Here is a 23,009-nt window from a genome sequence, read left to right on the forward strand (position 1 = left end):
GGTGAATGCGCCTTCCCCTCGCCGTTGCCGCCTGCGCACTGCTTGCCGCCTGCGCCGCCCCTCCCCGCCTGCCCGACGTCACCGGCGTCGACGCCCTCCTGATCGGCGAACAGCACGACGCCGAAGCCCACCCGCAACTGCAGGAACGCTGGGTCCGCTCGCTCGCAGAGCGCGGAACGCTGAGCGCCGTGACGCTGGAAATGGCGGAGCGCGGCACCAGCACCGCGGGCCTGCCGCGCACGGCGACCGAAGCGCAGGCGCGCGAGGCGCTGCAGTGGAACAAGAACGGCACCGGCTGGCGCTGGGAACGCTACGGGCCGGCCATCATGGCCGCCGTGTCCGCGGGGGTGCCGGTGATCGGCGCCAACCTGCCGCGCGACGACCAGCGCAAGGCGATGAAGGACGAGACGCTGGAGGCGCTGCTGCCGGCGCCCGCGCTGCAGACGCAGCAGCAGGCGATCCGCCGCGGCCACTGCGAGATGCTGCCCGAGCACCAGGTGCTGCCCATGACGCGCGTGCAGATCGCGCGCGACCTGGCGATGGCCCAGACCATCACCGCCGCCACGGCCGAGGGCAAGACGGTGATCCTGCTGGCCGGATCGGGCCACGTGATTCCTCAGCTGGGCGTGCCGCAGTACCTGCCGGAACGGCTGAACGTGCGCTCGGCGGTGCTGCCGCCGGAAGAAACCAACAAGGACTACTGCGCGGAGTTCAAGAAGCAGCAGGCGGCGCCGAAAGCGACCAGCTGAAGCGCGGGGGTTCGTGCCTCACCCCAGCCTACGAGGCCTGAACCCCGTAGGCTGGCGGTGAGCCTTGCGAACCCCAGCTCACCCGCCGCCCTGGCCCACCCGGGCTTCACCCTCAGGCGTGCGCCCGGATCGAATCGGCCAGCGTGTTCACCAGCCGGTCGATGTCCGACTTCTCCACGATGTAGGGCGGCGCGATCACCACGACGTCGCCGGCCGGGCGCACCAGCGCGCCCTTCTTGAAGCAGTCCACGAAGATGTCGTAGGCCCGCTGGCCCGGGGCGCCGGCACGCGGCGCCAGTTCCACCGCGGCGGCGCAGCCGAGGCTGCGGATGCCGATCACGTTGGGCAGGCCCTTGAAGGTGGAGTGGAAGGCATCGCCCAGCACCTTGCCCATTTCACCGGCGCGCTGGAACAGGCCTTCCTTCTGGTACAGGTCGAGGGTGGCGACCGCTGCCGCGCAGGCGACCGGATGGCCCGAGTAGGTGTAGCCGTGGAAGAACTCGATGACGTGCTCGGGCGCTTCCGTCTTCATCAGCGCGTCGTACAGCTTGTCGCGGCAGATCACGCCGCCCAGCCCGATCACCCCGTTGGTGACGCACTTGGCGAAGTTCAGCATGTCGGGCACCACGCCGTAGAAGTCCGCGCCGAAGTTGGTGCCCATGCGGCCGAAGCCGGTGATCACCTCGTCGAAGATCAGCAGGATGCCGTGCTTGTCGCAGATCTCGCGCAGCCGCTTCAGGTAGCCCTTGGGCGGCAGGTACCAGCCGGCCGATCCGGCCACCGGCTCGACGATGATCGCGGCGACGTTGCTCGGGTCGTGCAGCGGCAGGATGCGGTTCTCCAGCTCCAGCAGGTAGTCCTCCTGGCTTTCCGGCTCCCTGTTGTGGATGTAGGCGTTGGCCGGATCGTGGATGAAGCGCATGTGGTCCACGCGCGGCAGCAGCGCGCCGCCGTACACCTTGCGGTTGGCCGGGATGCCGCCCACGCTCATGCCGCCGAAGCCGACGCCGTGGTAGCCCTTCTCGCGGCCGATGAACACGTTGCGATGGCCTTCGCCGCGGGCGCGGTGGTAGGCCAACGCGACCTTCAGCGAGGTGTCGGCCGCTTCCGAACCGGAATTGCAGAACAGCACCTTGTTGAGGTCGCCGGGCGCCATTGCCGCGATCTTCTCGGCGGCCAGGAAGGCCTGGTCGTTGCTGGCCTGGAACGCGGTGGAATAGTCCAGCGTGTCCAGCTGCTTCTTGATCGCCTCGTTGATCGGCAAGCGGCGGTGGCCGGCGCCCACGCACCACAGGCTGGAGATGCCGTCGATGACCTGGCGGCCATCGTGCGTGGTGAAGTTCATGCCATCGGCGGCGACGAACACGCGGGGGTCCTTGCGGAACGCACGGTTCGGCGTGAAGGGCAGCCAGTGGCTGTCCATGTTGAAGTCGTTGGGGGCCATCGGTACTCCTGGGAACAGGCCCCACATTTTGCCCCTACTTCATTTCAGCGCACCGAACACCCGGGACAGCAGCGCGCTGCCTGTGCCCACCGGATCGCGGCGGATCTTCTTTTCTTCCTCGCCGATCATGAGGTACAGGCCGTCGAGCGCCTTGCGCGTCACGTAGTGGTCGATCGTCGGGTCCTCGGGCCGGTACAGGCCCATGCCCTGCGCCTTCTGCGACACGCGCTCGTACTGCTCCACCGCGCCGACCTTGGCGGTGGCCTGGTGCACCACGGGCATGAAGGTCCCGGTGAGCGGCGTGCGCGTCTTGTCCGCGAAGAAGTCGGTGACCGAGGTGTCGCCGCCGGCGAGGATCTTCTTGGCGTCGGTGACGCTGATGTTCTTCACGGCGTCCACCAGCAGGTTCCTGGCCATCGGCACGGCGGACTCGGCTGCGCGGTTCATCGACACTTCCAGCTCCTCGAGCTGCTTGCGCATGCCGATCGCGCCGAGGAATTTCGCGATGTCCTGCAAGGCCTTGGGCAGCGGGATGTGCACCTGCGGGTTGGCGAGGAAGCCGTCGGGCTTGCCGAGCAGCTGCACGGCGGCGAGCGCGCCCTTCTCCAGCGCGCCCTTGAGGCCGCGGCTGGCATCCAGGTCGCTGATGCCGGCGAGGCCTTGCGCATGCAATGCCAGCGGCCAGGCGGGCAGGGTGACCAGGGACAGGGTGGAGCAGAACCGGCGTCGTTGCATGGGGAGGGCGTGAGTGGCTGTGCGGACCATCATGCGCACCGGGCGTGCGTGCGTCAATTGGCCGGCGCGTCGAGCGCCGCCGGGCGTCGCAAGGAGCGCACAAGTGGCGTTACCAGTCGTTGCGCGCCGAGCGCGCTCAGGTGGCTGCGGTCCTTGTAGAAGGGACGGCCGGGCATGCCGACGGCGCAGCGCTCCGCGTCGCACAGCACGCTGTCGAAATTCAGCAGCTCGCGTGGCGCCAGATCGGTTGCGCGCAGCACCGACACCGCGAAAGCCTGCTGCAGGTGATGGCGGGCCAGCGTCACGGAAGCTTCCGACAGCAGCGCCTGCGCCTGCGCGCCGCCTTGCGATTCGAGCCGCTTGTAGAGCGCCCGCGGCTCCTGCTCCTGCTGCGGGACCTGCTCCACCACGTGCAGCCGGACACCGGCGGCGGCGTAAGCGCGCACGGTCGCCTCGTAGCCGTGGCGAAAGGCGCGCCGGCTGCCTTCCACCGTGGACGGATCCGAACGGCTGAGCCCCAGCGCGTTGACGAAGCCGGTGGACCACGCCTCGGTGTAGTAACTCCACTTGGCGACCAGGTAGACATCGCGGATGCCGGCGCGGCGCACCTGCGCCAGCATCTGCGTGTTCATGGCTTCGCAGTCCCGTTGCGCACGATCGGGGCTGTACAGCAGCACCACGTCGAGCAGCGGCGGGCAGGCGCTGAAGCCGGCGAACAGGCCGCGGCGGCCTGCGGCGCGCGCCGCGGCCTCGAAGGCTTCCAGCAACTGCAAGGCATGGCTGTCACCGTACAGGGCGAAGCTCGGAGTCGCCTCGGCCTCCGCGTTGATTGCGCACCAGGCCTCGGGGCGCGCGTGCCCCTGAGGCAGGTCGAAGCAGGTGGCGGTGCGCGGCGGCGGCTCGAACGCGTCGGCGATACCGCTGGCCGTGGTGGGGAGCAGGCGCGCCGCGGCCACCACGCCGATGCCGCCGGCGAGGACCACCGCGAGCGACGCAGCGCCGGCGAACACCAGGGTCCGGCGCTGGCCGCCGGCGCGGCCCGCGCGGAACGGCTGCTCGACGAACTTCCAGGTGAGCGCCGCCAGCAGCAGGCTCGCCGCGATCGCGCCCCAGCGCCATGCCGGCGGCAAGGGCGCGCCAAGCGCGATGCGGGAGAAGGCCAGCAGGGGCTGGTGCCACAGGTACACGCTGTAGGAAACGAGGCCGATGCCCACCAGAGGCCGCAGCGCCAGCACGCGGCCGGCCAGCGTCCCCGTGTCCGCGCACAGGAGCACCAGCACCGTGCCGGCCACCGGCAGCAGCAGCGCGACGCTGGGCGACGGCGTCGCGCGATCGAACCCGAAGACCGCCGCCGCGATGGCGACGAGACCGCCGGCCGCCAGGGCCTTGCGCCATGCACGCGGCAGCGCTTGCGCACGCGCAGCGCCCATCGCCGCGAGACTCCCCGCGAGCAGCTCCCAGGCGCGCCCGAACGGCAGGAAGAAGTTGGCGTTGGCGTGGCTGATGGCGCCCTGCTGGGCCACCGCGAGCGAGACCAGGGCCAGAAGAGCCAGCAGCGCGAACCGGCCAGCGGACCGCCAGCGCGCCGTCGCCACCAGCAGCAGCGGAAAGACCACATAGAACTGTTCCTCGACGCCCAGGCTCCAGGTGTGCATCAGCGGCTGGTCTTCCGCGGCGCCGTCGAAGTAGCCGGTGGTGGCGGCCAGCACGAAGTTGCTGCCGGCCACCGCGACGCTCGCCAGCAGCCGGAAGAACGCACGCAGCTCGCGCGCGTCCATCAGCAGCCAGGCGGGAACGATGCAGGCGAGGCTCACCGCCAGCAGCGCCGGGCCGATCCGGCGCGCGCGCCGCGCGTAGAAGCCGGCGAGCGAGAAGCGGCCCTGCGCCTGCTCGCGCAGCAGGATGCCCGTGATCAGGAAGCCGCTGATCACGAAGAACACGTCGACGCCGACGAAGCCGCCGGCGAACGGTCCCAGCTGCGCATGGAAGAACAGCACCGACAGCACGGCCAGCGCGCGCAGGCCGTCCACCTCGGGGCGGTAGGACAGGGCGGGGGCGGGGCCCGCGGCGGACGCGGGCGGCAGGGCGACGGGCATGGGCCGCGCCATTCTAGGGATCGCTTTCCCGCAGGCGGCGCCTGCGACAATGTGCCCCTATGTCCGAAGCCTACATCCTGACCCTCTCGTGCCCGGACCGACCCGGGATCGTCCATGCCGTTTCGGGTTTCCTGCTCGAGCGCGGCGGCAACATCGAGGAAGCCGCCCAGTACAACGACCACGATACGGGCCTGTTCTTCATGCGCGTGCGCTTCGCCTGCGGGCAGCTCACGCAGGACGACCTGCGCCTGCAACTGAAGATGTTCGCCGAGGGCTTCCAGATGCAGTGGAAGCTGCACGACTCCGCGCAGCCGATGAAGACCGTCATCTTCGTCAGCAAGGAAGGCCACTGCCTGAATGACCTGCTGTTCCGCTGGAAGAGCGGCCTGCTGCCGCTGGACATCCGCGCGATCGTGTCCAACCACCGCGACTTCTACCAGCTGGCGGCGAGCTACAACGTGCCCTTCCACCACATCCCCATGACGGCCGCGACCAAGGCGCAGTCCGAGGCGCGCCAGTTCGAGGTGATCGAGGCCGAGGGCGCGGAACTGGTGGTGCTGGCCCGCTACATGCAGATCCTGTCGGACGACCTGTGCCGCAAGCTGTCGGGCCGCGCGATCAACATCCACCACAGCTTCCTGCCCAGCTTCAAGGGCGCGAAGCCTTACTACCAGGCGCACGACCGCGGCGTGAAACTGATCGGCGCCACCGCGCACTACGTGACCGCCGACCTCGACGAAGGCCCGATCATCGAGCAGGACGTGGCGCGCGTGGACCACAGCTACACGGTGGAGACCCTCACCGCCACCGGCCGCGACACCGAGAGCATGGTGCTGGCGCGCGCGGTGAAGTGGCACAGCGAGCACCGCGTGCTGATCAACGGGCACAAGACCGTCATCTTCAAGTGACATGGCCGCGGTGCGCATCCCGCCGATCCAGTGCCTCCTGACTTTCGAGGCGCTGGCGCGCTTGCGCTCCGTGACGCTGGCCGCCGACGAACTGTGCGTGACGCCCAGCGCGGTGAGCCATCGCGTGCGGCAGCTGGAACAGATCCTGGGGGCCAAGCTGTTCGGCCGCGCCGACTTCTCGCTCACGACCGAAGGCAGCGAGTACCTCGCGCACGTGCGCGAGGGACTGGCGGTGCTGGAACGCTTCCCCGGGCGGGACGGTGGCGCCGGCAAGCGCAAGCTGCGCGTGGCGGTGACGCCCACCTTCGCGCGCTCGATGCTGATGCCGCGGCTGCGCGGCTTCACCGAGGCCTACCCGGAGGTGGACCTGACGCTGCAGGTGTCGATCCCGCTGCTGGACGTGGTGGCGGAGGACGCCGACCTCATGATCCGCTTCGGCACCGGCCGCTACGCCGACGTCGAGCACCTGTGCCTGATGACCGACGAGGTGACGCCGCTCGCCTCGCCGGCCTACCTGCGCGAGCACGGGCCCTTCGACACGGTGGAGGAGCTGCTGCAGGCCAAGTTGATCAAGAGCCCGCTGGAGCCCTGGCGCACCTGGTTCCTGGCGCACGGGGTGGACGCCCCGGAACCGGCCGAAGGCTCGACCTTCAACGACATCGGCCTGATGTGCGATGCCGCCGCGCAGGGCCTGGGCGTGGCGCTGGTCCGCCTGAAGCTGGGGCAGCCCTGGCTGGAGAACGGCACGCTGGAGCGGGTGTCCGAGCGCAACGTGCCGAGCCCGCACGCGCACTACCTGTGCTGGCGCACCGGCACGATGGACCGCTGGGAGTGCGCGGCCTTCGCGGAGTGGCTGAAGAAGACCCTGGCGTAGCGGCGCAGCGGCGGCACACCCCGGTGGCGAGGGCCGCGGTCGTGCCGGACCGCCGGCTTCCGCTCCCTGCTTTTTCAGCGTCCGCCGGAAAATTCTTCATGCCCGCGGGCCGCCGGCGCGCCTAAAGTGTCGCCATGAACGCCCCCGCCGATCCCGACGTCCTCCAGCGCGCCGAGCGCCAGGCCCAGGTCGTGGCCGCCCTGAAGCCAGTGCTGCCCGCGCACTGCCTCATCTGGCACGAGGAAGAGACGACGCCCTATGAATGCGACGGCCTGACCGCGTACCGCCAGCGACCGCTGGTGGTGGCGCTGCCCGAGTCGGAGGCGCAGGTGCAGGCGGTGCTGAAGGCCTGCCATGCGATCGGCGCGCCGGTGGTGGCGCGCGGCGCCGGCACCGGCCTGTCCGGCGGCGCCATGCCGCACCGCCTGGGCGTCACCCTGTCGCTGGCGAAGTTCAATGCCATCCGCAGCGTCGATCCCGTCGCGCGCACGGCGGTCGTGGAGTGCGGCGTGCGCAACCTCGCGATCAGCGAGGCCGCGGCGAGCTACGGCCTGTACTACGCGCCCGACCCGTCCAGCCAGATCGCCTGCACCATCGGCGGCAACATCGCCGAGAACTCCGGCGGCGTGCATTGCCTGAAGTACGGCCTGACGGTGCACAACGTGCTGAAGGTGCGCGGCTTCACCGCGTCCGGCGAGCCGGTGGAATTCGGCAGCGCCGCGCTGGATGCGCCGGGCTTCGACCTGCTGGCGGTCATGGTCGGCAGCGAGGGCATGCTGGCCGTCGCCACCGAGATCACGGTGAGGCTGGTGCCCAAGCCGCAGCTGGCGCGCTGCATCATGGCCAGCTTCGACGACGTGCGCAAGGCCGGCGATGCGGTCGCCGCGGTGATCGCCGCGGGCATCATCCCCGCGGGCCTGGAGATGATGGACAAGCCGATGACGGCCGCGGTGGAGGACTTCGTGCACGCCGGCTACGACCTGACGGCCGAGGCCATCCTGCTGTGCGAGAGCGACGGCACGCCCGAGGAAGTGGAGGAAGAGATCGGCCGCATGAGCGAGGTGCTGCGCAACGCGGGCGCCACCGCCATCGCGGTGAGCCGCGACGAGGCCGAGCGGCTGAAGTTCTGGAGCGGCCGCAAGAATGCCTTCCCGGCGTCGGGCCGCATCAGCCCCGACTACATGTGCATGGACTCCACCATCCCGCGCAAGCGCCTGGCCGACATCCTGCTGGCAATCCAGCAGATGGAGAAGAAGTACGCGCTGCGCTGCGCCAACGTGTTCCACGCGGGTGACGGCAACCTGCACCCGCTGATCCTGTTCGACGCCAACGATCCGGACCAGCTGCACCGCTGCGAGCTGTTCGGCGCCGACATCCTGGAGACCAGCGTGGCCATGGGCGGCACGGTCACCGGCGAGCACGGCGTGGGCGTGGAGAAACTCAACTCGATGTGCGTGCAGTTTAGCCCCGAGGAGATGGAGCAGATGCGCGGCGTCAAGCGCGCCTTCGACCCGAAGGAGCTGCTCAACCCCGGCAAGGTGATCCCGACGCTGAACCGCTGCGCCGAGTACGGGAAGATGCTGGTGCGCGGCGGCCGGATCGCGCATCCGGACCTGCCGCGCTTCTGAAGCAGCACGCTGCCGCCGCGCCTCCATGCGCATCTTCCTCAGCATTGCGTCGTACTGCGATCCGGTGCTGCCGTTCACGCTGCAGCGCGCGGTGGAAACCGCGAGCGCGCCGCAGCGCCTGCACTTCGGGGTGGTGGAGCAGTCCACCGCCGGCGGCCCGCGCATCGACCTTTCCGGGCCGGCGCGGCTCACGCAGGTGCAGCTGCAGGCGCGCGACGCGCGCGGACCGTGCTGGGCGCGCGCGATCGCGATGTCCGTGTCCGACGGCGAGGACTGGTTCCTGCAGCTGGATTCGCACATGGACTTCGATCCCGGCTGGGACGAGCAGCTGATCGCCCAGGCGATGGCGCTCGGGGCGCCCGAGCGCGGGCTCGTGCTGTCCACCTATCCGCAGGCCTTCCGCTTCGTGGAGGGACAGGCCGTGCGGCAGGTTCCGGACCCCGGCGTGCTGGTGCAGGTGGTGAAGGCCGGCGCGCGGTTCGAGCCCGGCCACCCCGTCCTGCCCTTCGAGGCCCAGCCGTTCGACACCGATGCGGCGGTGCCGGCCTTCCACCTCGGCGCCGGCTGCCTGTTCGCGCCGGGCCGCATCGCGCAGCTCTTTCCCTACGACCCGTGGCTGTACTTCCACGGCGAGGAGCAGGCGCTGGCGCTGCGCCTGTACACGCATGGCTGGGACCTGTTCCACGTGCCGGCGCTGCCCATCCACCACCTCTACAACGACGAAGGCTCCGGCGCGGCGCGGCGGCCGCTGCACTGGGACGCGCAGCAGGAAGCGGGACGCGACGTGCACTGGTGGGCGCACGAGCAGCGTTCGCGCGCGCGCCTGGGCGCGCTGGTCGCGGGCGAGGACCTGGGCGTTTACGGGCTGGGACGGCAGCGCAGCCTCGCGGACTTCGCGGCGTTCAGCGGGATCGACTACGCCGCGCGCACGCTGTCACCGGCGGCCCACCTGCCGCGCTCGCGCTAGGCCTGTCCGCGCAGCACCGCCTGCGCCAGGCACAGGTCGGCCCAGGCCTTGGCCTTGTCCGGCAGGTTGCGCAGCAGGTAGGCCGGGTGGTAGGTGACCACCACCGGCACGTCGTTGTAGCGATGCACGCGGCCCCGCAGGCGGCCGATCGGTTCGCTCGATTGCAGCAGCGTCTGCACCGCGAAGCGGCCCACGGCCAGGATGATCTTCGGCCGCAGCAGTTCCACCTGCCGGCGCAGGAAGGGCTCGCACTGGGCGATCTCGTCCGGCTCGGGGTTGCGGTTGTTGGGAGGCCGGCACTTCAGCACGTTGGCGATGTACACGCCCTCGCGCCGCGAGATCTTCAGGGCGCCCAGCATGTTGTCCAGCAGCTTGCCCGCCTGGCCCACGAAAGGTTCGCCCTGCAGGTCCTCGTTTTCGCCCGGGGCCTCGCCCACGACGAGCCAGTCGGCCCGCTGGTCGCCGACGCCGAACACCGTGTTGTGGCGCCCGGCGCAGAGCTTGCAAGCCTGGCAGCCGGCCACGGCCTCCCGCAGCGGCTCCCAGTCCATCTGCTCGATGCCGGGCAGGCGCTGGCGCGGCGCGGCGATCGGCGCGGTCCGCTCCGGGGCTGCCGGCGCGGCGCCAGTGGGCTCCGCAGACCGCGGATCCGCTGTCCCCCTCGCCTGGCTGGCTTCAGGGATGGCGACGTCGACAGCCGCAAGCCCATCGGCCTGCGGTGCGAACACCCGCACCCCCATCTCCTCCAGCATCGCGCGCTGGCGTGCATCGAGCCCCGCGCTCATAGCTTCAGGCTCATGACGATCGCGTCCTCGCGCCCGACCGCGGCCGGGTAGTAGTTGCGGCGTTCGCCCACCCGGCGGAATCCGTAGCGCAGGTACACGTCCTGCGCGCGCGCGTTGCTGGTACGCACCTCCAGCCACAGCCACTGCGCCTTCTGCGAGCGGGCCCACAGCGCGAGCGCATCGAGCAGGACGCAGCCCCAGCCCTGTCCCTGGTAGGGCGGATCGACGGTGATGTTCAGCAGGTGCACCTCGTCGACGCCTTGCATGGCGACGAAGTAGCCGAGGAGGGTGTCGCCGGCGCAGAGCAGCTGCGCCTGGTAGCCGGAACGCAGCGAGTCCGAGAAATTGCCCCGCGTCCAGGGATGGCCGTAGGCGCGCCGCTCGATGGCCACGACCTCGTCGAGCCGGGCCTCGGTCATGGGCTCGAAACCCGCTTCCATGGACTTGAAGACTGCGCTCATCTGGGCTCCACCGCGGACGCGCCGCGAAGCAGGTCCTTGCGCGCGCGCTCGGCAGCACGCTCCTCCGTAGTTTGCGCCACTTTGTCCCGGATGTAGAGCGGCAGGGCGTGCGCGGCGGCATGGTCCGCGCCGTCCGCCAGTGCCTGCGGTGCCAGCCGTAGCAGCGCCCGCGCGGTCGGCAGCGCCGGCACGCGCGCGGCCGCGGCGGCCAGCCGGTCCCCATGCAATTGCAGGACGTTGCCGGCCAGGGCCCAGCCGGAGGGCACCGTCACGTCCTCCGGGCGGCCCAGCGCCGGCGCCTGCCGCGTCAGCCAGCGGCCCTGGACCCGCTCGTAGCCGGCGAAGTAAACCTCATCCATGCGCGCGTCCAGCAGCGCCATCACCTGCTCGGCCCCCGACTGGGCGTGCGCCTCGTCCGCCACCGCCAGCAAGGTGTCGATCGGCAGTACCGGAACCCCGGTGCCGAAGCCGAGACCCTGCGCTACGGCCGCCGCGGTGCGCAGGCCGGTGAAGGAACCGGGCCCGCGTCCGAAGGCGATGCCGTCCAGGTCCCGCAAGGCCAGGCCGGCACGCGCCAGCAAGTCCGTGATCGCCGGGATCAGGGCGGCCGAGGCCTGCGCGCCACCGGCCCCGGTGTGCTCCAGCACCGGCGCATCCCCTCCGGCGCTGACCGCAATGGACAGCGTTTCGGTGCTGGTGTCGAAGGCGAGGAGTTTCATGGGCAGGCAGCGAACCCGCCATTATCGAAGGTCCGGCCATCCCATAATCACGCGCATGCCGCCCTGGTTCCGCCTTGCCTTGTTCTGCGTTGCCTGGGCGACCGCCGCCGTGTCCGCCCAGGGCCTGCCGCCGGAGGTGGAGCGCGCCCTGGCCGAGCAGGGCCTGCCGCGCGACGCCGTGGTGATGCTGGTCGCGCCGGCCGAAGGCGGGACGCCGCGCGTGGCGCACCGCATCGACGTGCCGGTGAATCCGGCATCGATCGCCAAGCTGGCCACGACCTTCGCGGCCCTGGATCTGCTGGGGCCCACCTTCGCCTGGACCACGCCGGTGTATTTCGACGGGCCGGTGCGCCTGGGCGTGCTGCAGGGCAACCTGGTGATCAAGGGCCAGGGCGATCCGAAGCTGGTGATCGAGCGGCTGTGGCTGCTGCTGCGCCGCGTGCGTGCCTTGGGCGTGCACACCATCTCGGGCGACATCGTGCTGGACCGCAGCGCGTTCGCCCTGCCGCCGCACGATCCGGCCGCGTTCGACGGGCAGCCCCTGCGGCCCTACAACGCCAGTCCCGACGCGCTGCTGGTGAACTACAAGGCCGTCACCGTCACCATCACGCCGGACGGATCGCAGGCCCGGGTGCGGACCGACCCGCCCCTGGCGGGCGTCCAATGGCCGGCGACCGTGCCGCTGTCCGCATCGGATGGCTGCGGCGACTGGATCACGGCCCTCGGTGCCGATTTCCGCAATGCCGCCCAGGTGCGCTTCACCGGCGGCTTTCCGCGCGGCTGCGGCGAGCAGGTGTGGCAACTCGCGTATCCCGACGCCGACCGGTACGCGGCGCGGGCCATCGCCGAGATGTGGCGCGAGGTGGGCGGCCACTTGCGCGGCGAGGTGCGCGACGGCGCCGTCCCGGCGGGGCTGAAGCCGGCCTTCGAATTTTCTTCGCCGCCGCTGGCGGAAGTGATCCGCGACATCAACAAGTTCAGCAACAACGTGATGGCGCAGCAGCTGTTCCTGACGCTGAGCCTGCAGCAGCGCGGCAGCGGAACTTTCGAGGGATCGCGCGACGTGCTGGGCGTCTGGTGGCGCGAGCGCCTGGGCGGCGAGCCGCCGGTGACCGGCAACGGCTCCGGGCTCTCGCGCAACGAGAGCATGACTGCGCGCCAGCTCGGGCTGTTGCTGCAGGCCGCCTGGGTCTCGCCGCTGATGCCGGACCTGGTCGCCTCGCTGCCCGCGCTGGGGCTGGACGGCACGCTGCGCCGGCAGCGCCAGAACGTGGGACTGGCCCACCTGAAGACCGGCAGCCTCAACGAGGTGTCCGGCGTCGCCGGCTACGTGCATGGCCCCCAGGGTCGGCGCTACCTGCTGGTGGCGATCGCCAACCACCGCAAGGCCTCGGCGGTGCGGCCGGCCGTGCAGGCGCTGGTGGAATGGGCCGCGCGCCAGCCATGACCGCAGGCATCGGCATGCAGGAACTGATCGGCTACTGCGCGGCCTTCCTGACCACCCTCAGCTTCGTGCCGCAGGCCTGGCTGACCTACCGCACGCGCGACGTCCGCGGGATCTCGCTGGGCATGTACAGCGCGTTCACCCTCGGCGTCGCGCTGTGGCTGCTGTACGGCGTGCTGATGGGCGCCTGGCCCATCGTGCTGGCCAATGCCGTGACGCTGGCGCTGGCCAGCGTCATCCTCGGCATGAAACTGCGCTACGGCTAGCGCTTACCAGCGCTCGCGGATGCGGTTCAGGGCGAATTCGCCGAGCAGCTGGTGGCCCCGGGGCGTGGGGTAGATGCGGTCGGCGAACAGGTAGCGCGTGTAGTTGCTTCCGGCCACCACCGTGGCCGGCGTGCACAGCAGCGAGTTCACCTGGTTGGCACCGGTGCCGATGCCGGGACCAGGATCCACCGTGGTGCAGACCGCGTTGACCACGTTGTCCAGGCCGGCACTGGCCGGATTGGCCGTGTCGAGGTTGAACATCAGCGCGGAGTCCACGTACAGGACGTTCGCGCCCAGGTCGACGATGGAGATCAGCAAGGCGTCGGTGAATCGCGTGCTGGTCCTCTCCATCAGCCCGCCCTGGCCGGTCTGCACGGACCACACCGAGCGGCCGAGGTTGTAGGGACCGATCGCGACGACGTGCTTGGCGCCCGCATCCACCAGGCGGCGGATCTGGGCCCCGAAGTCGCGTGCGGCGGCCTCGAGGTTGGCGCGTGCCTGGTCTTCCGATTGGGAACCCTCGATCACGCCGCGCAGCTGGACGATCATGTCCGAGGTGCCGGCGCTCACCAGGATCAGGTCGTTCTCGGCCGGGTGGTCCGCGGCCAGGAAGGCGTCGACCTGCTCCTTGACGGTCGGCGTGCTGCTGTCGCCCGCCGCGTCCGGCTTGGCCGTGATGCGCGCATTGCCCACCGCGAACGCCAGGCCGCCGGCCTTGCGGGCCGTGAGGGGGCGGCCGTAACCGCTCGCCACGTACTGGGTCCAGTTGTTGTTGGAGCCGTCGTTCACCGTGTAGCGGGCGCCGGCGCTGTTGTTGCCCAGGTCGCCCATGCCGTCGCCGAAATTGACGACGCGCGTCGGCTCGAGCTTGGACACGATGGTGCCGCCGCCGCAGGCGGCGAGCAGCACGGCCGAAGCGGCCAGCAGCCACGCACGGCGCAACCACTGAGTTGCCATGGAATTTCTCTCCGGTGAAACGACTGAGTTTAACGAGGGCGGGTAAAGCGCTGGTGATGCAGGGTTGCCCTCAGCCTGCCGCTGCGCGGCGCAGCCGGTCGCGCACGCCGTCCCAGGCGGGATCCTCGGGCAGCGTCTCGACCCAGATGAGCTTGACGCCGGCGGCGTCGAAATCGCGCAGCACAGCGAACAGCTGCTTCGCCGTTTCCACCGCGTCGTCGGGCATGCGCCGGTAATGCGGCGTGCGGGTACGCAAGGGGCTGCGCGCGTAGACCGCGATCGCGGCGCTGTCCCGGCCCAGCAGGTCCAGGGCGGTCTGCAGGCTCTTGGCCTCCATCAGCCGCACCTTGGCATGGGGGGCGTAGTGCGATTCCAGCGTGCCGGACGCGCGCGGCGCGGCGCCTGGCATCTCCTCCGGCAGCCACAGGCGTTCGCCGCAGGCGGACTCGATCTGCGCGCGGGTGAGCGTCCCCGGCCGTAGCAGCACCGGACCGCCACGCGTGCAGTCGACGATCGCCGATTCGATGCCGACCTGCGTGGCGCCGCCGTCGAGCACCAGCAGCTGCTCGTCGAATTCGGCCGCGACATGGGCCGCGGTGGTCGGGCTCACGCGGCCGAAGCGGTTGGCGCTCGGGCCGGCCAGCCCGTGCACCGGTGGCTGCGCCTGCGCGCAGGCCAGCAGCAGCGCATGCGCCACCGGATGCGCGGGGCAGCGCAGGCCGATGGAGTCCTGGCCCCCGGCGGCGGCGCGCCCGACTTCGGCGCGGCGCGGCAGGATCAAGGTGAGCGGGCCCGGCCAGAACGCCCGCATCAGGCGCTGCGCAACCGGCGGGATCGCGGCGGCAAAGCGCTCGGCGCCGGCGGCATCGGGCACGTGGACGATCAGGGGATGGTCGCTCGGGCGGCCCTTGGCCGCGAAGATGCCGGCCACCGCCTGCTCGTTGCCGGCGTCGGCGCCCAGGCCGTACACGGTTTCGGTCGGGAAGGCGACCAGTCCGCCAGCGGCAAGCGTCTGCGCAGCCTGCGCGATCGCGCCGGGCTCGCGGCCGTCCAGGATCATGGCGCCAAGGGCGCGATGCCCAGGCGCTGCGCGGCCTGCGAGGCCGTGGCGCGCACTTCCTCCACGCGCTTGCCGGTCACGGTGAGGTGGCCCATCTTGCGGCCCGGCCGCGCGCTCAGCTTGCCGTACAGGTGCAGGTGCGTGCCGGGCAGCGCCAGCACGCCGGCCCAGTCGGGCGTCGTTTCCGGCGCACCGTCGCGGAACCACAGGTCGCCCAGCAGGTTGAGCATGATCGCCGGGCTGTGCTGGCGCGGCTGCACCAGCGGCAGTCCCGCCAGCGTGCGCACCTGCAGCTCGAACTGCGACACGTCCGCGCCCTCGATGCTCCAGTGCCCGCTGTTGTGCGGGCGCGGCGCCATCTCGTTGACCACCAGCGTTCCGTCCTGCAGGCCGAAGAACTCCACGCACAGCACGCCGACGTAGTCGAGGCCCTGGGCGATCGCGCGCGTTGCGTCGATCGCGCGCCGCGACTGGTCGGGGCTGACGGCCCCTTCGTGCACCTGCGTCACCGCCAGGATGCCGTCGCGGTGCAGGTTGCGCTGCACCGGCAGGTGGACCATGGCGCCGTCGCGGCCGCGCGCCACCACCACCGAGCATTCGAAGGCGAGCGGCAGCATCTTCTCGAGCACGCAGGGGGCGCGCTTCAGGCCGTCCCAGGCGGCGCTCAGTTCGGCCCGCGTCGCGACGCGGACCTGGCCCTTGCCGTCATAGCCCAGCCGGGCCGTCTTGAGGATGCCCGGCAGCAGCGCGTCGTCCACGCGCGCGAGCTCCGCCTCGCTGGTGATCACGGCGTGCGGCGCGCACGGCACGCCGCAGCGGGTGAAGTGCGCCTTTTCCGCGGCGCGGTCCTGCGCGATTGCGACCGCGGCGGCGCCCGGCGCCACGGGGCGGTGCTCGGCCAGCCGCGCGAGCGCATCGGCGGGCACGTTCTCGAACTCGGTGGTGACCGCGTCGGCATGGCCGCACAGGCGGGCCAGGCCGATCTCGTCCAGGTAGTCCGCCTGCACGTGATGGTGGCTGACGCGGCCGGCGGGACTGGCGGGATCCGGATCGAGCACCGCCGTGAAGTAGCCCATGCGCTGCGCCGCGTGCACGAACATGCGCCCGAGCTGGCCCCCGCCCATGACGCCCAGCGTGGCCCCCGGCAACAGCACGGTCATGCCGGGTCCCGCGGCGGCAGGGTCATGTTGCGCGCCGCCTCGGTCTGGCGGGCACGGAAGGCGTCGAGCTTGGCGCGCAAGGCGGGGTCGGTGACGGCGAGCATGGCGACCGCGAACAGCGCCGCATTGGCGGCGCCGGCGGCGCCGATGGCGAAGGTGGCGACCGGGATGCCCTTGGGCATCTGCACCATGCTGTGCAGCGAATCCACGCCGTGCAGGTGGCGGCTGGCCACCGGAACGCCCAGCACGGGCACGGTGGTCTTGGCCGCGAGCATCCCCGGCAGGTGGGCCGCGCCGCCCGCGCCGGCGATGATGGCCTTGAGGCCCCGCCCGGCCGCGGCTTCCGCATAGGCGAACATGTCATCCGGCATCCGGTGGGCCGACACGACCCGGGCTTCGTGGGCGATCCCGAATTCCTGGAGAATCTCCACCGCGTGCTGCAGGGTGTCCCAGTCGCTGCTGGACCCCATGACGACTCCGATGGACACGGCGTTGATGTTCATAGAATTCGAAGAGAGAAGCCCCAAATTTTACTTTGACCTGCCAAGGGAGCCGGAATGATCGACGTCACCATCGAAAACTTCGAACAGGAGGTGATCGCTGCCTCGATGAGCCAGCCCGTGCTGGTGGATTTCTGGGCCGAGTGGTGCGGCCCGTGCAAGGCGATCGGCCCGATCCTGGAAAAGCTGGAGACCGCCTATGGCGGTGCCTTCAAGCTCGCCAAGATCAACTCCGACGAGGAGCAGCAGCTCGCGGGCGCCTTCGGCATCCGCAGCATTCCCACGGTGGTGCTGCTGAAAAACGGCCAGCCGGTGGACGGCTTCATGGGCGCGCTGCCGGAGGGCAAGGTGCGCGAATTCCTCGACAAGCACGTGCAGGCACTGGTCGAGGAGGAAGAGGAGGCACCGGAGCTGGAAGAAGAGGCGCCCGGCGCCGCCGACCCCGAGGCACTGCTGGAAAAGCTGCAGCACGCCGTCGCCACCGACCCCGCTAACGACGAGGCCCGCTTCGACTACGTGAAGACGCTGCTCGCCATGGGCCGCGAAGCGGAGGCGCGCCGCGCATTCGAGCCGGTGGCCAGCAAGGTGGTCGCCTCCCGCAAGCTGGACGCACTGGCGCGCTGGCTGGATGCCGTGGCGTTCGCCAAGGCGCATCCGAACCCGGGCGAAGAGGACGCGAAGATCGCGGCCAACCGCCGTGACTTCCATGCGCGCTTCGACCGGGCCCGCCTGTTGATGGCGGAGCAGCGCTGGACCGCCGCGATGGACGAGCTGCTGGAGATCCTGATGCGCGACAAGGCGTGGAGCGAGGAACTCGCCCGCAAGACCTACATCGCGGTGCTGGACATCATCGAGCCGCCCAAGCCGAAGGTGGCCGAAGGCCAGATCCCGCCAGACGACCCCACCGTGGCCACCTACCGCCGCCGCCTGTCATCGGTGGTGCTGAGCTAGCACCTGCTGCTAGCGCGTCACCATCACGACGCGCTCGCCCGGAACGCGCACGCGCAGCTCCACGAGTTCGCCGCCGGTGCGCAGCTTCGGGAAGCTCACCTGCTCGACGTCCAGCACGCCGGCCGACAGCGCCGGCACCGGCGTCTTGCGGCCGGCCGGCTCGTTGTCGGCGCTGGCCAGCGCGTTGTCGCCGTCGCACTTCGAGAGCAGCGCCGGTTGCGCCAGGCGAACCTGGCGCACGCCGGCCAGCAACTGCTTGCCTGGGCCGGTCACCGCCTGGCCGCCCGGCCCCAGCAGCTGGAGGCCCGCCATGCGCGGCGCCCACTGGCCGTCGCTGATGCGGCCGGCAACGATGCACGGCGCGTCGGATTGCGCGAAGACCGGCGCGGCCAGGGCCGCGCCGGCAAGGACGAGAAGGAAGCTGGCTTTCATCGGGCCAGCATAGTCCGCACGCGAGGCCGGTGCGAGGCCCTTTACACCGGGCTACGAAACGAGCCGGTCCAGCGCTTCCCGGTACTTCGCGGCGGTCTTCTCGATCACTTCCTTGGGCAGGCGCGGCGCGGGCGGCGTCTTGTCCCAGGGGTGGCCGTCGACTTTCACGGCCTCCAGCCAGTCGCGCACGAACTGCTTGTCGTAGCTGGGCGGGTTCTGTCCCGCGGCAAAGGCCTGCTGGTAGCCCTCCACCGGCCAGTAGCGCGAGGAGTCGGGCGTGAGCACCTCGTCCATCAGCACGACGTCGTTCTGCTCGTCGAGACCGAATTCGAACTTGGTGTCCGCGATGATCAGTCCCTTGGTGAGGGCGAAGTCGGCGGCCTCCTGGTAGATGCGCAGGGACAGATCGCGGATCTTCGCGGCCACCGCGGGGCCGATCATCTCGACCACCTTCTCGTAGCTCACGTTCTCGTCGTGCCCCGAGACCGCCTTGGCGGCCGGCGTGAAGATCGGCTGCGGCAGCTTGCTCGCGTTCTTCAGGCCGGCCGGCAAGGCCACGCCGCACACCGACTGGCTCTCCTGGTATTCCTTCCAGCCGCTGCCCGCCAGGTAGCCGCGCACCACCGCTTCCACCATGATCGGCTTGAGCCGCTTCACCAGCATGGAGCGGCCCTTCACCTGCGCCGCTTCGGCCGGCGTCACCACGCTTTCGGGCGCCTCGCCGGTGAGGTGATTGGGGCACACGTGGCCCAGGCGAGCGAACCAGAACAGCGCCATCTTCGTGAGGATCTCGCCCTTGCCGGGAATCGGCTCGCCCATGATGACGTCGAAGGCCGAAAGCCGGTCGCTCGCCACCATCAGGATGCGGTCGTTGCCGACCGCGTAGTTGTCGCGCACCTTGCCGCGCGCAAGCAGCGGCAGCGAGGTGATGTTGGAGGTGTGGAGGGCGGCGGTCATACGGGAAGGCTCTGGAAAGAAAACGGCCCGCCGTGGGGCGGGCCATCGATTATCGCAAGCGCGGCAGGCCTCAGTTGACCGTCTGCGCCAGCTCGCCCTTGGCGTACCTGGCCGCCACGAGCTGCAGGTTCTCACCCTTGATCTTGCCGGCCTGGCCTTCGCAGCCGAACTCGATGAAGCGCTGCTTGCAGATCAGCCGGGCAGCCTCGCGCGCCGGCTTCATCCACTCGCGCATGTCGAACTTTTCCGGGTTCTCGGCCATGAACTTGCGCACCGCGCCGGTCATGGCCAGGCGGATGTCGGTGTCGATGTTGATCTTGCGCACGCCGTGCTTGATCGCTTCCTGGATTTCCTCCACCGGCACGCCGTAGGTTTCCTTCATGTTGCCGCCGTACTGGCGAATGATGGCCAGCAGATCCTGCGGCACCGAGGACGAACCGTGCATCACCAGGTGCGTGTTGGGGATGCGCCGGTGGATTTCCTTGATGCGGTCGATCGCCAGGATGTCGCCGGTGGGCTTGCGGGTGAACTTGTAGGCGCCGTGGCTGGTGCCGATGGCGATGGCCAGTGCGTCCAGCTGGGTCTTCTTGACGAAATCGGCGGCCTGCTCGGGGTCGGTCAGCAGCTGTTCGCGCGTCATCGTCGCATCGGTGCCGTGGCCGTCTTCCTTGTCGCCCTTCATGGTCTCCAGGCTGCCCAGGCAGCCCAGCTCGCCCTCGACGGTGACGCCCAGCTTGTGCGCCATGTCGACCACCTTGCGCGTGACGTCCACGTTGTAGTCGTAGCTGGCGATCGTCTTGCCGTCGGCTTCCAGCGAGCCGTCCATCATCACCGAGGAGAAGCCCAGGTCGATCGCGCCCTTGCAGACGTCGGGGCTCTGGCCATGGTCCTGGTGCATCACCAGCGGGATCTTGGGATAGGCCTCGATCGCGGCCTGGATCAGGTGCTTGATGAAGGACTCGCCCGCATATTTGCGCGCGCCGGCGCTCGCCTGCAGGATCACGGGCGCGCCCGTCTCCTTCGCGGCCTCCATCACGGCCTGGACCTGTTCGAGGTTGTTGACGTTGAAGGCCGGGATGCCGTAGCCATTGGCGGCGGCATGGTCCAGCAGTTCGCGCATGGAGACGATCGGCATGGAAATTCCTGGAGGGACTACAGAGGGGAGACGGTCGAGGTAACCGCCCCGTAACTCCCGGAATTCTAGCGGCTGAGGCTTGCGCCGGCGGCGCCGTGCAGACCTTACGCGGCCCGGATGATCTTCAGCATGTTGGTCCCGCCGGGCGCACCCATCGGTTCGCCGCAGGTGATGGCGTAGATGTCGCCCGAGGTGACGATGCCACGGCTCTTGAGGTGCGCTTCCGCTTCGGCCAGGGCCGTGTCGCGGTCGGCGCTCTGGTCCATCAGCAGCGGCGAAACGTTGCGGTACAGCGCCATGCGGCGCTGCGTGGCCAGCCGGGGCGTGAGCGCATAGATCGGGATGTGGATCCGGTGCCGGCTCATCCACAGCGGGGTGGAACCGGAGTCGGTGAGCGCCACGATCGCCTTGCAGCCCAGGTGGTACGCGGTGAACAGCGCCCCCATCGCGATCGACTGGTCGATGCGGGAGAAGGCCATGCCGGTGAAATCGGCATCCAGCCGGACGTCCTCGGCCATCTCGGCCTCGGCGCAGATGTTCGCCATCTGCCGCACCACTTCCACCGGGTACTTGCCGGTGGCCGTCTCGGCGCTGGTCATCACGGCGTCGGTGCCGTCGAGCACCGCGTTGGCGACGTCGCTCACCTCGGCGCGCGTCGGCACCGGCGCGGAGATCATGGATTCCATCATCTGGGTCGCCGTGATCACGACCTTGTCGTGTTCGCGCGCGAGCCGGATCATGCGTTTCTGCAGCGCGGGCACCGCCGCATTGCCGACTTCCACCGCCAGGTCGCCGCGCGCCACCATGATGGCGTCGCTGGCCCTCAGGATCTGCTCCAGGTTCGGGATCGCCTCCGCGCGTTCGATCTTGGCGATCAGCGCCGGCTTGTGCCGGAACTCCGCTGCCGCCACGTTGCACAGCTGGCGCGCCATCTCCATGTCGGTCGCGTTCTTCGGAAAGCTCACCGCCACGTAGTCGGCATGGAAGCTCATGGCGGTCCGGATGTCCTCCATGTCCTTGGCCGTCAGCGCGGGAGCGGTCAGGCCGCCGCCCTGCTTGTTGATGCCCTTGTTGTTGGACAGGACGCCGCCGAGTTTCACCGTCGTGCGGATCTGCTCGCCCTTGACCGAATCGACGGTCAGCACGATCAGGCCGTCGTTCAGCAGCAAGGCATCGCCCGGCTTCACGTCGCGCGGCAGCTCCTTGTAGTCCAGCCCCACCGCATGGATGTCCCCCGCCTCGGTGCGGCCGGCGTCCAGCACGAACTTCGCGCCCGGCTCGAGGTTCACCTTGCCCTCGGCGAACTTGCCGACGCGGATCTTGGGGCCTTGCAGGTCGGCCATGATGGCCACCTCGCGGCCGGCGGCCTGGCTCACCTGCCGGACGAGGTTCGCCCGGTCGATGTGGTCCTGCGCGGTGCCGTGGCTGAAGTTCAGGCGCACCACGTTCACGCCTGCGCGCAGCATCTGCTCGAGGACGGCAGGATCGCTGGAAGCGGGGCCGAGGGTGGCGACGATCTTGGTGGCGCGACGGGCCATGCAGGCGTTCTCCATGTAATTTAGTTTCGGATTCTCACACGGAAGCGGTTACGACCCGGTTACCAACCCGGTTGCTTGGTCGCGGTTGACGCAGATCAGCCGCACCTGCCCGACCGTGGATAGCATGGCCGGTCCATGTCGATCCCGCCCGCCCCCATTCCGCCCTCCGCGGCCATGCCGCACCGCAAGGACATCCGCCAGTGGCTGCTGTCGCTGTCCACCCGCACCACGTTGTATCCGATCGCGCTGCTCGCCTTCGACTACGTTCTGCTGCTGTCCGCACTGGCTGGCGCCGTGCTGCTCGATGCCTGGTGGGCGCGGCTGCTGTGCGGGATGGCCGCGGGTTTCGTGACCGGCCGCCTGTTCGTCATCGGCCACGACGCCTGCCACCAGAGCCTGACGCCGCACCGCCGCCTGAACCAGTGGCTGGGACGGATCGCCTTCCTGCCCTCGCTGACGCCCTACAGCCTGTGGGAAGTGGGACACAACGTCGTGCACCACGGCTACACCAACCTCAAGGGTTTCGACTTCGTCTGGGCGCCGTGCACGGCGCAGGAATTCGCCGCGCTCACGCCGACCCAGCGGCTGCTCGATCGCATCTACCGCAGCGGCTGGGCGCCGGGGCTGTACTACATGAACGAGATGTGGTGGCGAAGGATGTTCTTCCCCAGCCGCACGCAGATGCCGACGCGCCGTCGCGTGTTCCTGCTGGACAACCTGCTGGTGTCCGCCTTCGGCCTGGTGTGGATCGCCGGCCTGGCTTTCATCGCCGGCATCACGGGACAGGACCTGCTGCCGGTGCTGCTCACCGGTTTCGTCGTGCCCTTCCTGTTCTGGTGCGCCATGATCGGCTTCGTGGTCTACGTGCACCACACGCACACCGAGGTCCAGTGGCATTCGGAGCGGGCGGCGTGGTCCCGCGCGCAGCCTTTCGTGTCGACCACCGTGCACCTGACCTTTCCCTTCGGCATCGGCAGCGCGATGCACCACATCATGGAGCACACCGCGCACCACGTGGACATGACGATCCCGCTGTACCGTCTCAAGGGTGCGCAAAGCACGCTGGAGCACATGCTGCCCGGTCGGATCGTCGTCCAGCCCTTCTCCTGGCGCTGGTACTTCGACACCGCGCGGCGCTGCAAGCTGTATGACTTCGAACGCGGGTGCTGGACCGACTACGCGGGCGAAGCCACGAGCGCGGCGACTGAGGTGACGCCGGGATCGGCGGCGCAGGGCGCCTGAA

Annotated in this window: 23 protein-coding genes; 9 read left to right on the forward strand and 14 right to left on the reverse strand. The window is 70.0% G+C overall.

Annotated elements, in window-relative coordinates:
• The first annotated feature begins 5 nt into the window (after nt 1-5).
• Nucleotides 6-749 carry a ChaN family lipoprotein gene (locus tag AC1DSA_RS03470; protein ID WP_477886089.1) on the forward strand — a complete coding sequence of 248 codons (744 nt, stop codon included), beginning with the start codon at nt 6-8 and terminating at the stop codon, nt 747-749.
• A 112-nt stretch (nt 750-861) separates the two neighbouring features.
• Here the strand turns inward: AC1DSA_RS03470 and aptA are convergent, their stop codons facing one another.
• From aptA to AC1DSA_RS03485, 3 genes are read right to left on the reverse strand one after another with little or no spacing between them, the layout of a single operon-like run.
• Nucleotides 862-2,193, reverse strand: a complete 1,332-nt coding sequence (aptA, locus tag AC1DSA_RS03475; RefSeq protein WP_477886091.1) for an omega-aminotransferase AptA — start codon at nt 2,191-2,193, stop codon at nt 862-864.
• A gap of 39 nt (nt 2,194-2,232) precedes the next feature.
• Entirely contained in the window at nt 2,233-2,928 is a 696-nt protein-coding gene (locus AC1DSA_RS03480; RefSeq protein ID WP_477886093.1) for a DUF4197 domain-containing protein, read from the reverse strand.
• Nucleotides 2,929-2,981: 53 nt separating this feature from the next.
• Nucleotides 2,982-5,024: an acyltransferase family protein gene (locus AC1DSA_RS03485; RefSeq protein WP_477886095.1), complete on the reverse strand. Its 2,043-nt coding sequence runs from the start codon at nt 5,022-5,024 to the stop codon at nt 2,982-2,984.
• A gap of 59 nt (nt 5,025-5,083) precedes the next feature.
• Here AC1DSA_RS03485 and purU point away from each other — a divergent pair, with 59 nt between their 5' ends.
• The 4 genes from purU to AC1DSA_RS03505 all read left to right on the forward strand — a co-directional run bounded on the left by purU (nt 5,084) and on the right by AC1DSA_RS03505 (nt 9,401).
• Nucleotides 5,084-5,932 (forward strand): formyltetrahydrofolate deformylase, encoded by an 849-nt coding sequence (gene purU, locus AC1DSA_RS03490; RefSeq protein ID WP_477886097.1) that lies wholly within the window; start codon nt 5,084-5,086, stop codon nt 5,930-5,932.
• Between the two features lies 1 nt (nt 5,933).
• Nucleotides 5,934-6,806: a LysR substrate-binding domain-containing protein gene (locus AC1DSA_RS03495; protein WP_477886099.1), complete on the forward strand. Its 873-nt coding sequence runs from the start codon at nt 5,934-5,936 to the stop codon at nt 6,804-6,806.
• A gap of 134 nt (nt 6,807-6,940) precedes the next feature.
• Nucleotides 6,941-8,434, forward strand: coding sequence for an FAD-linked oxidase C-terminal domain-containing protein (locus tag AC1DSA_RS03500; protein ID WP_477886101.1), 1,494 nt, complete (start codon nt 6,941-6,943; stop codon nt 8,432-8,434).
• Between the two features lie 25 nt (nt 8,435-8,459).
• Complete coding sequence (locus AC1DSA_RS03505; protein WP_477886104.1) at nt 8,460-9,401, forward strand: GlcNAc-transferase family protein; 942 nt, start codon at nt 8,460-8,462, stop codon at nt 9,399-9,401.
• Here the strand turns inward: AC1DSA_RS03505 and AC1DSA_RS03510 are convergent.
• From AC1DSA_RS03510 to tsaB, 3 genes are read right to left on the reverse strand one after another with little or no spacing between them, the layout of a single operon-like run.
• Nucleotides 9,398-10,186, reverse strand: a complete 789-nt coding sequence (locus AC1DSA_RS03510; protein WP_477886106.1) for a uracil-DNA glycosylase — start codon at nt 10,184-10,186, stop codon at nt 9,398-9,400. The two genes, AC1DSA_RS03505 and AC1DSA_RS03510, sit on opposite strands and share 4 nt — an antisense overlap.
• Nucleotides 10,183-10,647 carry a ribosomal protein S18-alanine N-acetyltransferase gene (rimI, locus tag AC1DSA_RS03515; RefSeq protein ID WP_477886108.1) on the reverse strand — a complete coding sequence of 155 codons (465 nt, stop codon included), beginning with the start codon at nt 10,645-10,647 and terminating at the stop codon, nt 10,183-10,185. The genes AC1DSA_RS03510 and rimI overlap by 4 nt, the downstream gene beginning before the upstream one ends.
• A complete protein-coding gene (gene tsaB, locus AC1DSA_RS03520; RefSeq protein ID WP_477886110.1) occupies nt 10,644-11,366 on the reverse strand; it encodes a tRNA (adenosine(37)-N6)-threonylcarbamoyltransferase complex dimerization subunit type 1 TsaB in 723 nt (240 codons plus the stop codon). The genes rimI and tsaB overlap by 4 nt, the downstream gene beginning before the upstream one ends.
• Before the next feature lie 55 nt (nt 11,367-11,421).
• Between tsaB and dacB the strand changes: the two genes are divergently transcribed.
• Together dacB and AC1DSA_RS03530 are read left to right on the forward strand one after the other, a co-directional pair.
• Entirely contained in the window at nt 11,422-12,813 is a 1,392-nt protein-coding gene (gene dacB, locus AC1DSA_RS03525; protein WP_477886112.1) for a D-alanyl-D-alanine carboxypeptidase/D-alanyl-D-alanine endopeptidase, read from the forward strand.
• Nucleotides 12,810-13,076, forward strand: coding sequence for a SemiSWEET transporter (locus tag AC1DSA_RS03530; RefSeq protein WP_477886114.1), 267 nt, complete (start codon nt 12,810-12,812; stop codon nt 13,074-13,076). Before dacB ends, AC1DSA_RS03530 begins: the two co-directional genes overlap by 4 nt.
• A 3-nt stretch (nt 13,077-13,079) precedes the next feature.
• Here AC1DSA_RS03530 and AC1DSA_RS03535 read toward each other — a convergent pair whose 3' ends face one another.
• The 4 genes from AC1DSA_RS03535 to purE form a co-directional block, all read right to left on the reverse strand.
• A complete protein-coding gene (locus tag AC1DSA_RS03535; RefSeq protein ID WP_477886116.1) occupies nt 13,080-14,033 on the reverse strand; it encodes an SGNH/GDSL hydrolase family protein in 954 nt (317 codons plus the stop codon).
• Nucleotides 14,034-14,103: 70 nt separating this feature from the next.
• Nucleotides 14,104-15,093, reverse strand: a complete 990-nt coding sequence (locus tag AC1DSA_RS03540) for an L-threonylcarbamoyladenylate synthase (protein ID WP_477886118.1) — start codon at nt 15,091-15,093, stop codon at nt 14,104-14,106.
• Nucleotides 15,090-16,253 (reverse strand): 5-(carboxyamino)imidazole ribonucleotide synthase, encoded by a 1,164-nt coding sequence (locus AC1DSA_RS03545; protein ID WP_477886120.1) that lies wholly within the window; start codon nt 16,251-16,253, stop codon nt 15,090-15,092. Before AC1DSA_RS03545 ends, AC1DSA_RS03540 begins: the two co-directional genes overlap by 4 nt.
• Nucleotides 16,250-16,750, reverse strand: coding sequence for a 5-(carboxyamino)imidazole ribonucleotide mutase (gene purE, locus AC1DSA_RS03550; protein WP_477886739.1), 501 nt, complete (start codon nt 16,748-16,750; stop codon nt 16,250-16,252). Before purE ends, AC1DSA_RS03545 begins: the two co-directional genes overlap by 4 nt.
• A gap of 60 nt (nt 16,751-16,810) precedes the next feature.
• Here purE and trxA point away from each other — a divergent pair, with 60 nt between their 5' ends.
• Complete coding sequence (trxA, locus tag AC1DSA_RS03555; protein WP_477886122.1) at nt 16,811-17,704, forward strand: thioredoxin; 894 nt, start codon at nt 16,811-16,813, stop codon at nt 17,702-17,704.
• A 9-nt stretch (nt 17,705-17,713) separates the two neighbouring features.
• Here the strand turns inward: trxA and AC1DSA_RS03560 are convergent, their stop codons facing one another.
• The 4 genes from AC1DSA_RS03560 to pyk all read right to left on the reverse strand — a co-directional run bounded on the left by AC1DSA_RS03560 (nt 17,714) and on the right by pyk (nt 21,766).
• Nucleotides 17,714-18,136 carry a hypothetical protein gene (locus AC1DSA_RS03560; protein ID WP_477886125.1) on the reverse strand — a complete coding sequence of 141 codons (423 nt, stop codon included), beginning with the start codon at nt 18,134-18,136 and terminating at the stop codon, nt 17,714-17,716.
• Between the two features lie 51 nt (nt 18,137-18,187).
• Complete coding sequence (locus tag AC1DSA_RS03565; RefSeq protein ID WP_477886127.1) at nt 18,188-19,093, reverse strand: phosphoribosylaminoimidazolesuccinocarboxamide synthase; 906 nt, start codon at nt 19,091-19,093, stop codon at nt 18,188-18,190.
• Nucleotides 19,094-19,163: 70 nt separating this feature from the next.
• Entirely contained in the window at nt 19,164-20,228 is a 1,065-nt protein-coding gene (gene fba / locus AC1DSA_RS03570; RefSeq protein WP_477886129.1) for a class II fructose-bisphosphate aldolase, read from the reverse strand.
• A gap of 104 nt (nt 20,229-20,332) precedes the next feature.
• On the reverse strand, nt 20,333-21,766 hold the full coding sequence (pyk, locus tag AC1DSA_RS03575) for a pyruvate kinase (protein WP_477886131.1): 1,434 nt from the start codon (nt 21,764-21,766) through the stop codon (nt 20,333-20,335).
• 135 nt (nt 21,767-21,901) lie between these two features.
• Between pyk and AC1DSA_RS03580 the strand changes: the two genes are divergently transcribed.
• The gene (locus AC1DSA_RS03580) at nt 21,902-23,008 is read left to right on the forward strand and encodes a fatty acid desaturase (protein ID WP_477886132.1); all 1,107 of its coding nucleotides are present in this window, start codon (nt 21,902-21,904) and stop codon (nt 23,006-23,008) included.
• Nucleotide 23,009 lies beyond the last annotated feature (1 nt).

This window comes from Ramlibacter sp. P4_H7 (genome assembly GCF_056400765.1).

What these genes read in the sequence shown, in the direction of transcription:
- AC1DSA_RS03470 (WP_477886089.1), top strand. Translation starts at nt 6, where the DNA reads ATGCGCCTTCCCCTCGCCGTTGCCGCCTGCGCACTGCTTGCCGCCTGC.
- aptA (WP_477886091.1), bottom strand. Translation starts at nt 2,193, where the DNA reads ATGGCCCCCAACGACTTCAACATGGACAGCCACTGGCTGCCCTTCACG.
- AC1DSA_RS03480 (WP_477886093.1), bottom strand. Translation starts at nt 2,928, where the DNA reads ATGCAACGACGCCGGTTCTGCTCCACCCTGTCCCTGGTCACCCTGCCC.
- AC1DSA_RS03485 (WP_477886095.1), bottom strand. Translation starts at nt 5,024, where the DNA reads ATGCCCGTCGCCCTGCCGCCCGCGTCCGCCGCGGGCCCCGCCCCCGCC.
- purU (WP_477886097.1), top strand. Translation starts at nt 5,084, where the DNA reads ATGTCCGAAGCCTACATCCTGACCCTCTCGTGCCCGGACCGACCCGGG.
- AC1DSA_RS03495 (WP_477886099.1), top strand. Translation starts at nt 5,934, where the DNA reads ATGGCCGCGGTGCGCATCCCGCCGATCCAGTGCCTCCTGACTTTCGAG.
- AC1DSA_RS03500 (WP_477886101.1), top strand. Translation starts at nt 6,941, where the DNA reads ATGAACGCCCCCGCCGATCCCGACGTCCTCCAGCGCGCCGAGCGCCAG.
- AC1DSA_RS03505 (WP_477886104.1), top strand. Translation starts at nt 8,460, where the DNA reads ATGCGCATCTTCCTCAGCATTGCGTCGTACTGCGATCCGGTGCTGCCG.
- AC1DSA_RS03510 (WP_477886106.1), bottom strand. Translation starts at nt 10,186, where the DNA reads ATGAGCGCGGGGCTCGATGCACGCCAGCGCGCGATGCTGGAGGAGATG.
- rimI (WP_477886108.1), bottom strand. Translation starts at nt 10,647, where the DNA reads ATGAGCGCAGTCTTCAAGTCCATGGAAGCGGGTTTCGAGCCCATGACC.
- tsaB (WP_477886110.1), bottom strand. Translation starts at nt 11,366, where the DNA reads ATGAAACTCCTCGCCTTCGACACCAGCACCGAAACGCTGTCCATTGCG.
- dacB (WP_477886112.1), top strand. Translation starts at nt 11,422, where the DNA reads ATGCCGCCCTGGTTCCGCCTTGCCTTGTTCTGCGTTGCCTGGGCGACC.
- AC1DSA_RS03530 (WP_477886114.1), top strand. Translation starts at nt 12,810, where the DNA reads ATGACCGCAGGCATCGGCATGCAGGAACTGATCGGCTACTGCGCGGCC.
- AC1DSA_RS03535 (WP_477886116.1), bottom strand. Translation starts at nt 14,033, where the DNA reads ATGGCAACTCAGTGGTTGCGCCGTGCGTGGCTGCTGGCCGCTTCGGCC.
- AC1DSA_RS03540 (WP_477886118.1), bottom strand. Translation starts at nt 15,093, where the DNA reads ATGATCCTGGACGGCCGCGAGCCCGGCGCGATCGCGCAGGCTGCGCAG.
- AC1DSA_RS03545 (WP_477886120.1), bottom strand. Translation starts at nt 16,253, where the DNA reads ATGACCGTGCTGTTGCCGGGGGCCACGCTGGGCGTCATGGGCGGGGGC.
- trxA (WP_477886122.1), top strand. Translation starts at nt 16,811, where the DNA reads ATGATCGACGTCACCATCGAAAACTTCGAACAGGAGGTGATCGCTGCC.
- AC1DSA_RS03560 (WP_477886125.1), bottom strand. Translation starts at nt 18,136, where the DNA reads ATGAAAGCCAGCTTCCTTCTCGTCCTTGCCGGCGCGGCCCTGGCCGCG.
- AC1DSA_RS03565 (WP_477886127.1), bottom strand. Translation starts at nt 19,093, where the DNA reads ATGACCGCCGCCCTCCACACCTCCAACATCACCTCGCTGCCGCTGCTT.
- fba (WP_477886129.1), bottom strand. Translation starts at nt 20,228, where the DNA reads ATGCCGATCGTCTCCATGCGCGAACTGCTGGACCATGCCGCCGCCAAT.
- pyk (WP_477886131.1), bottom strand. Translation starts at nt 21,766, where the DNA reads ATGGCCCGTCGCGCCACCAAGATCGTCGCCACCCTCGGCCCCGCTTCC.
- AC1DSA_RS03580 (WP_477886132.1), top strand. Translation starts at nt 21,902, where the DNA reads ATGTCGATCCCGCCCGCCCCCATTCCGCCCTCCGCGGCCATGCCGCAC.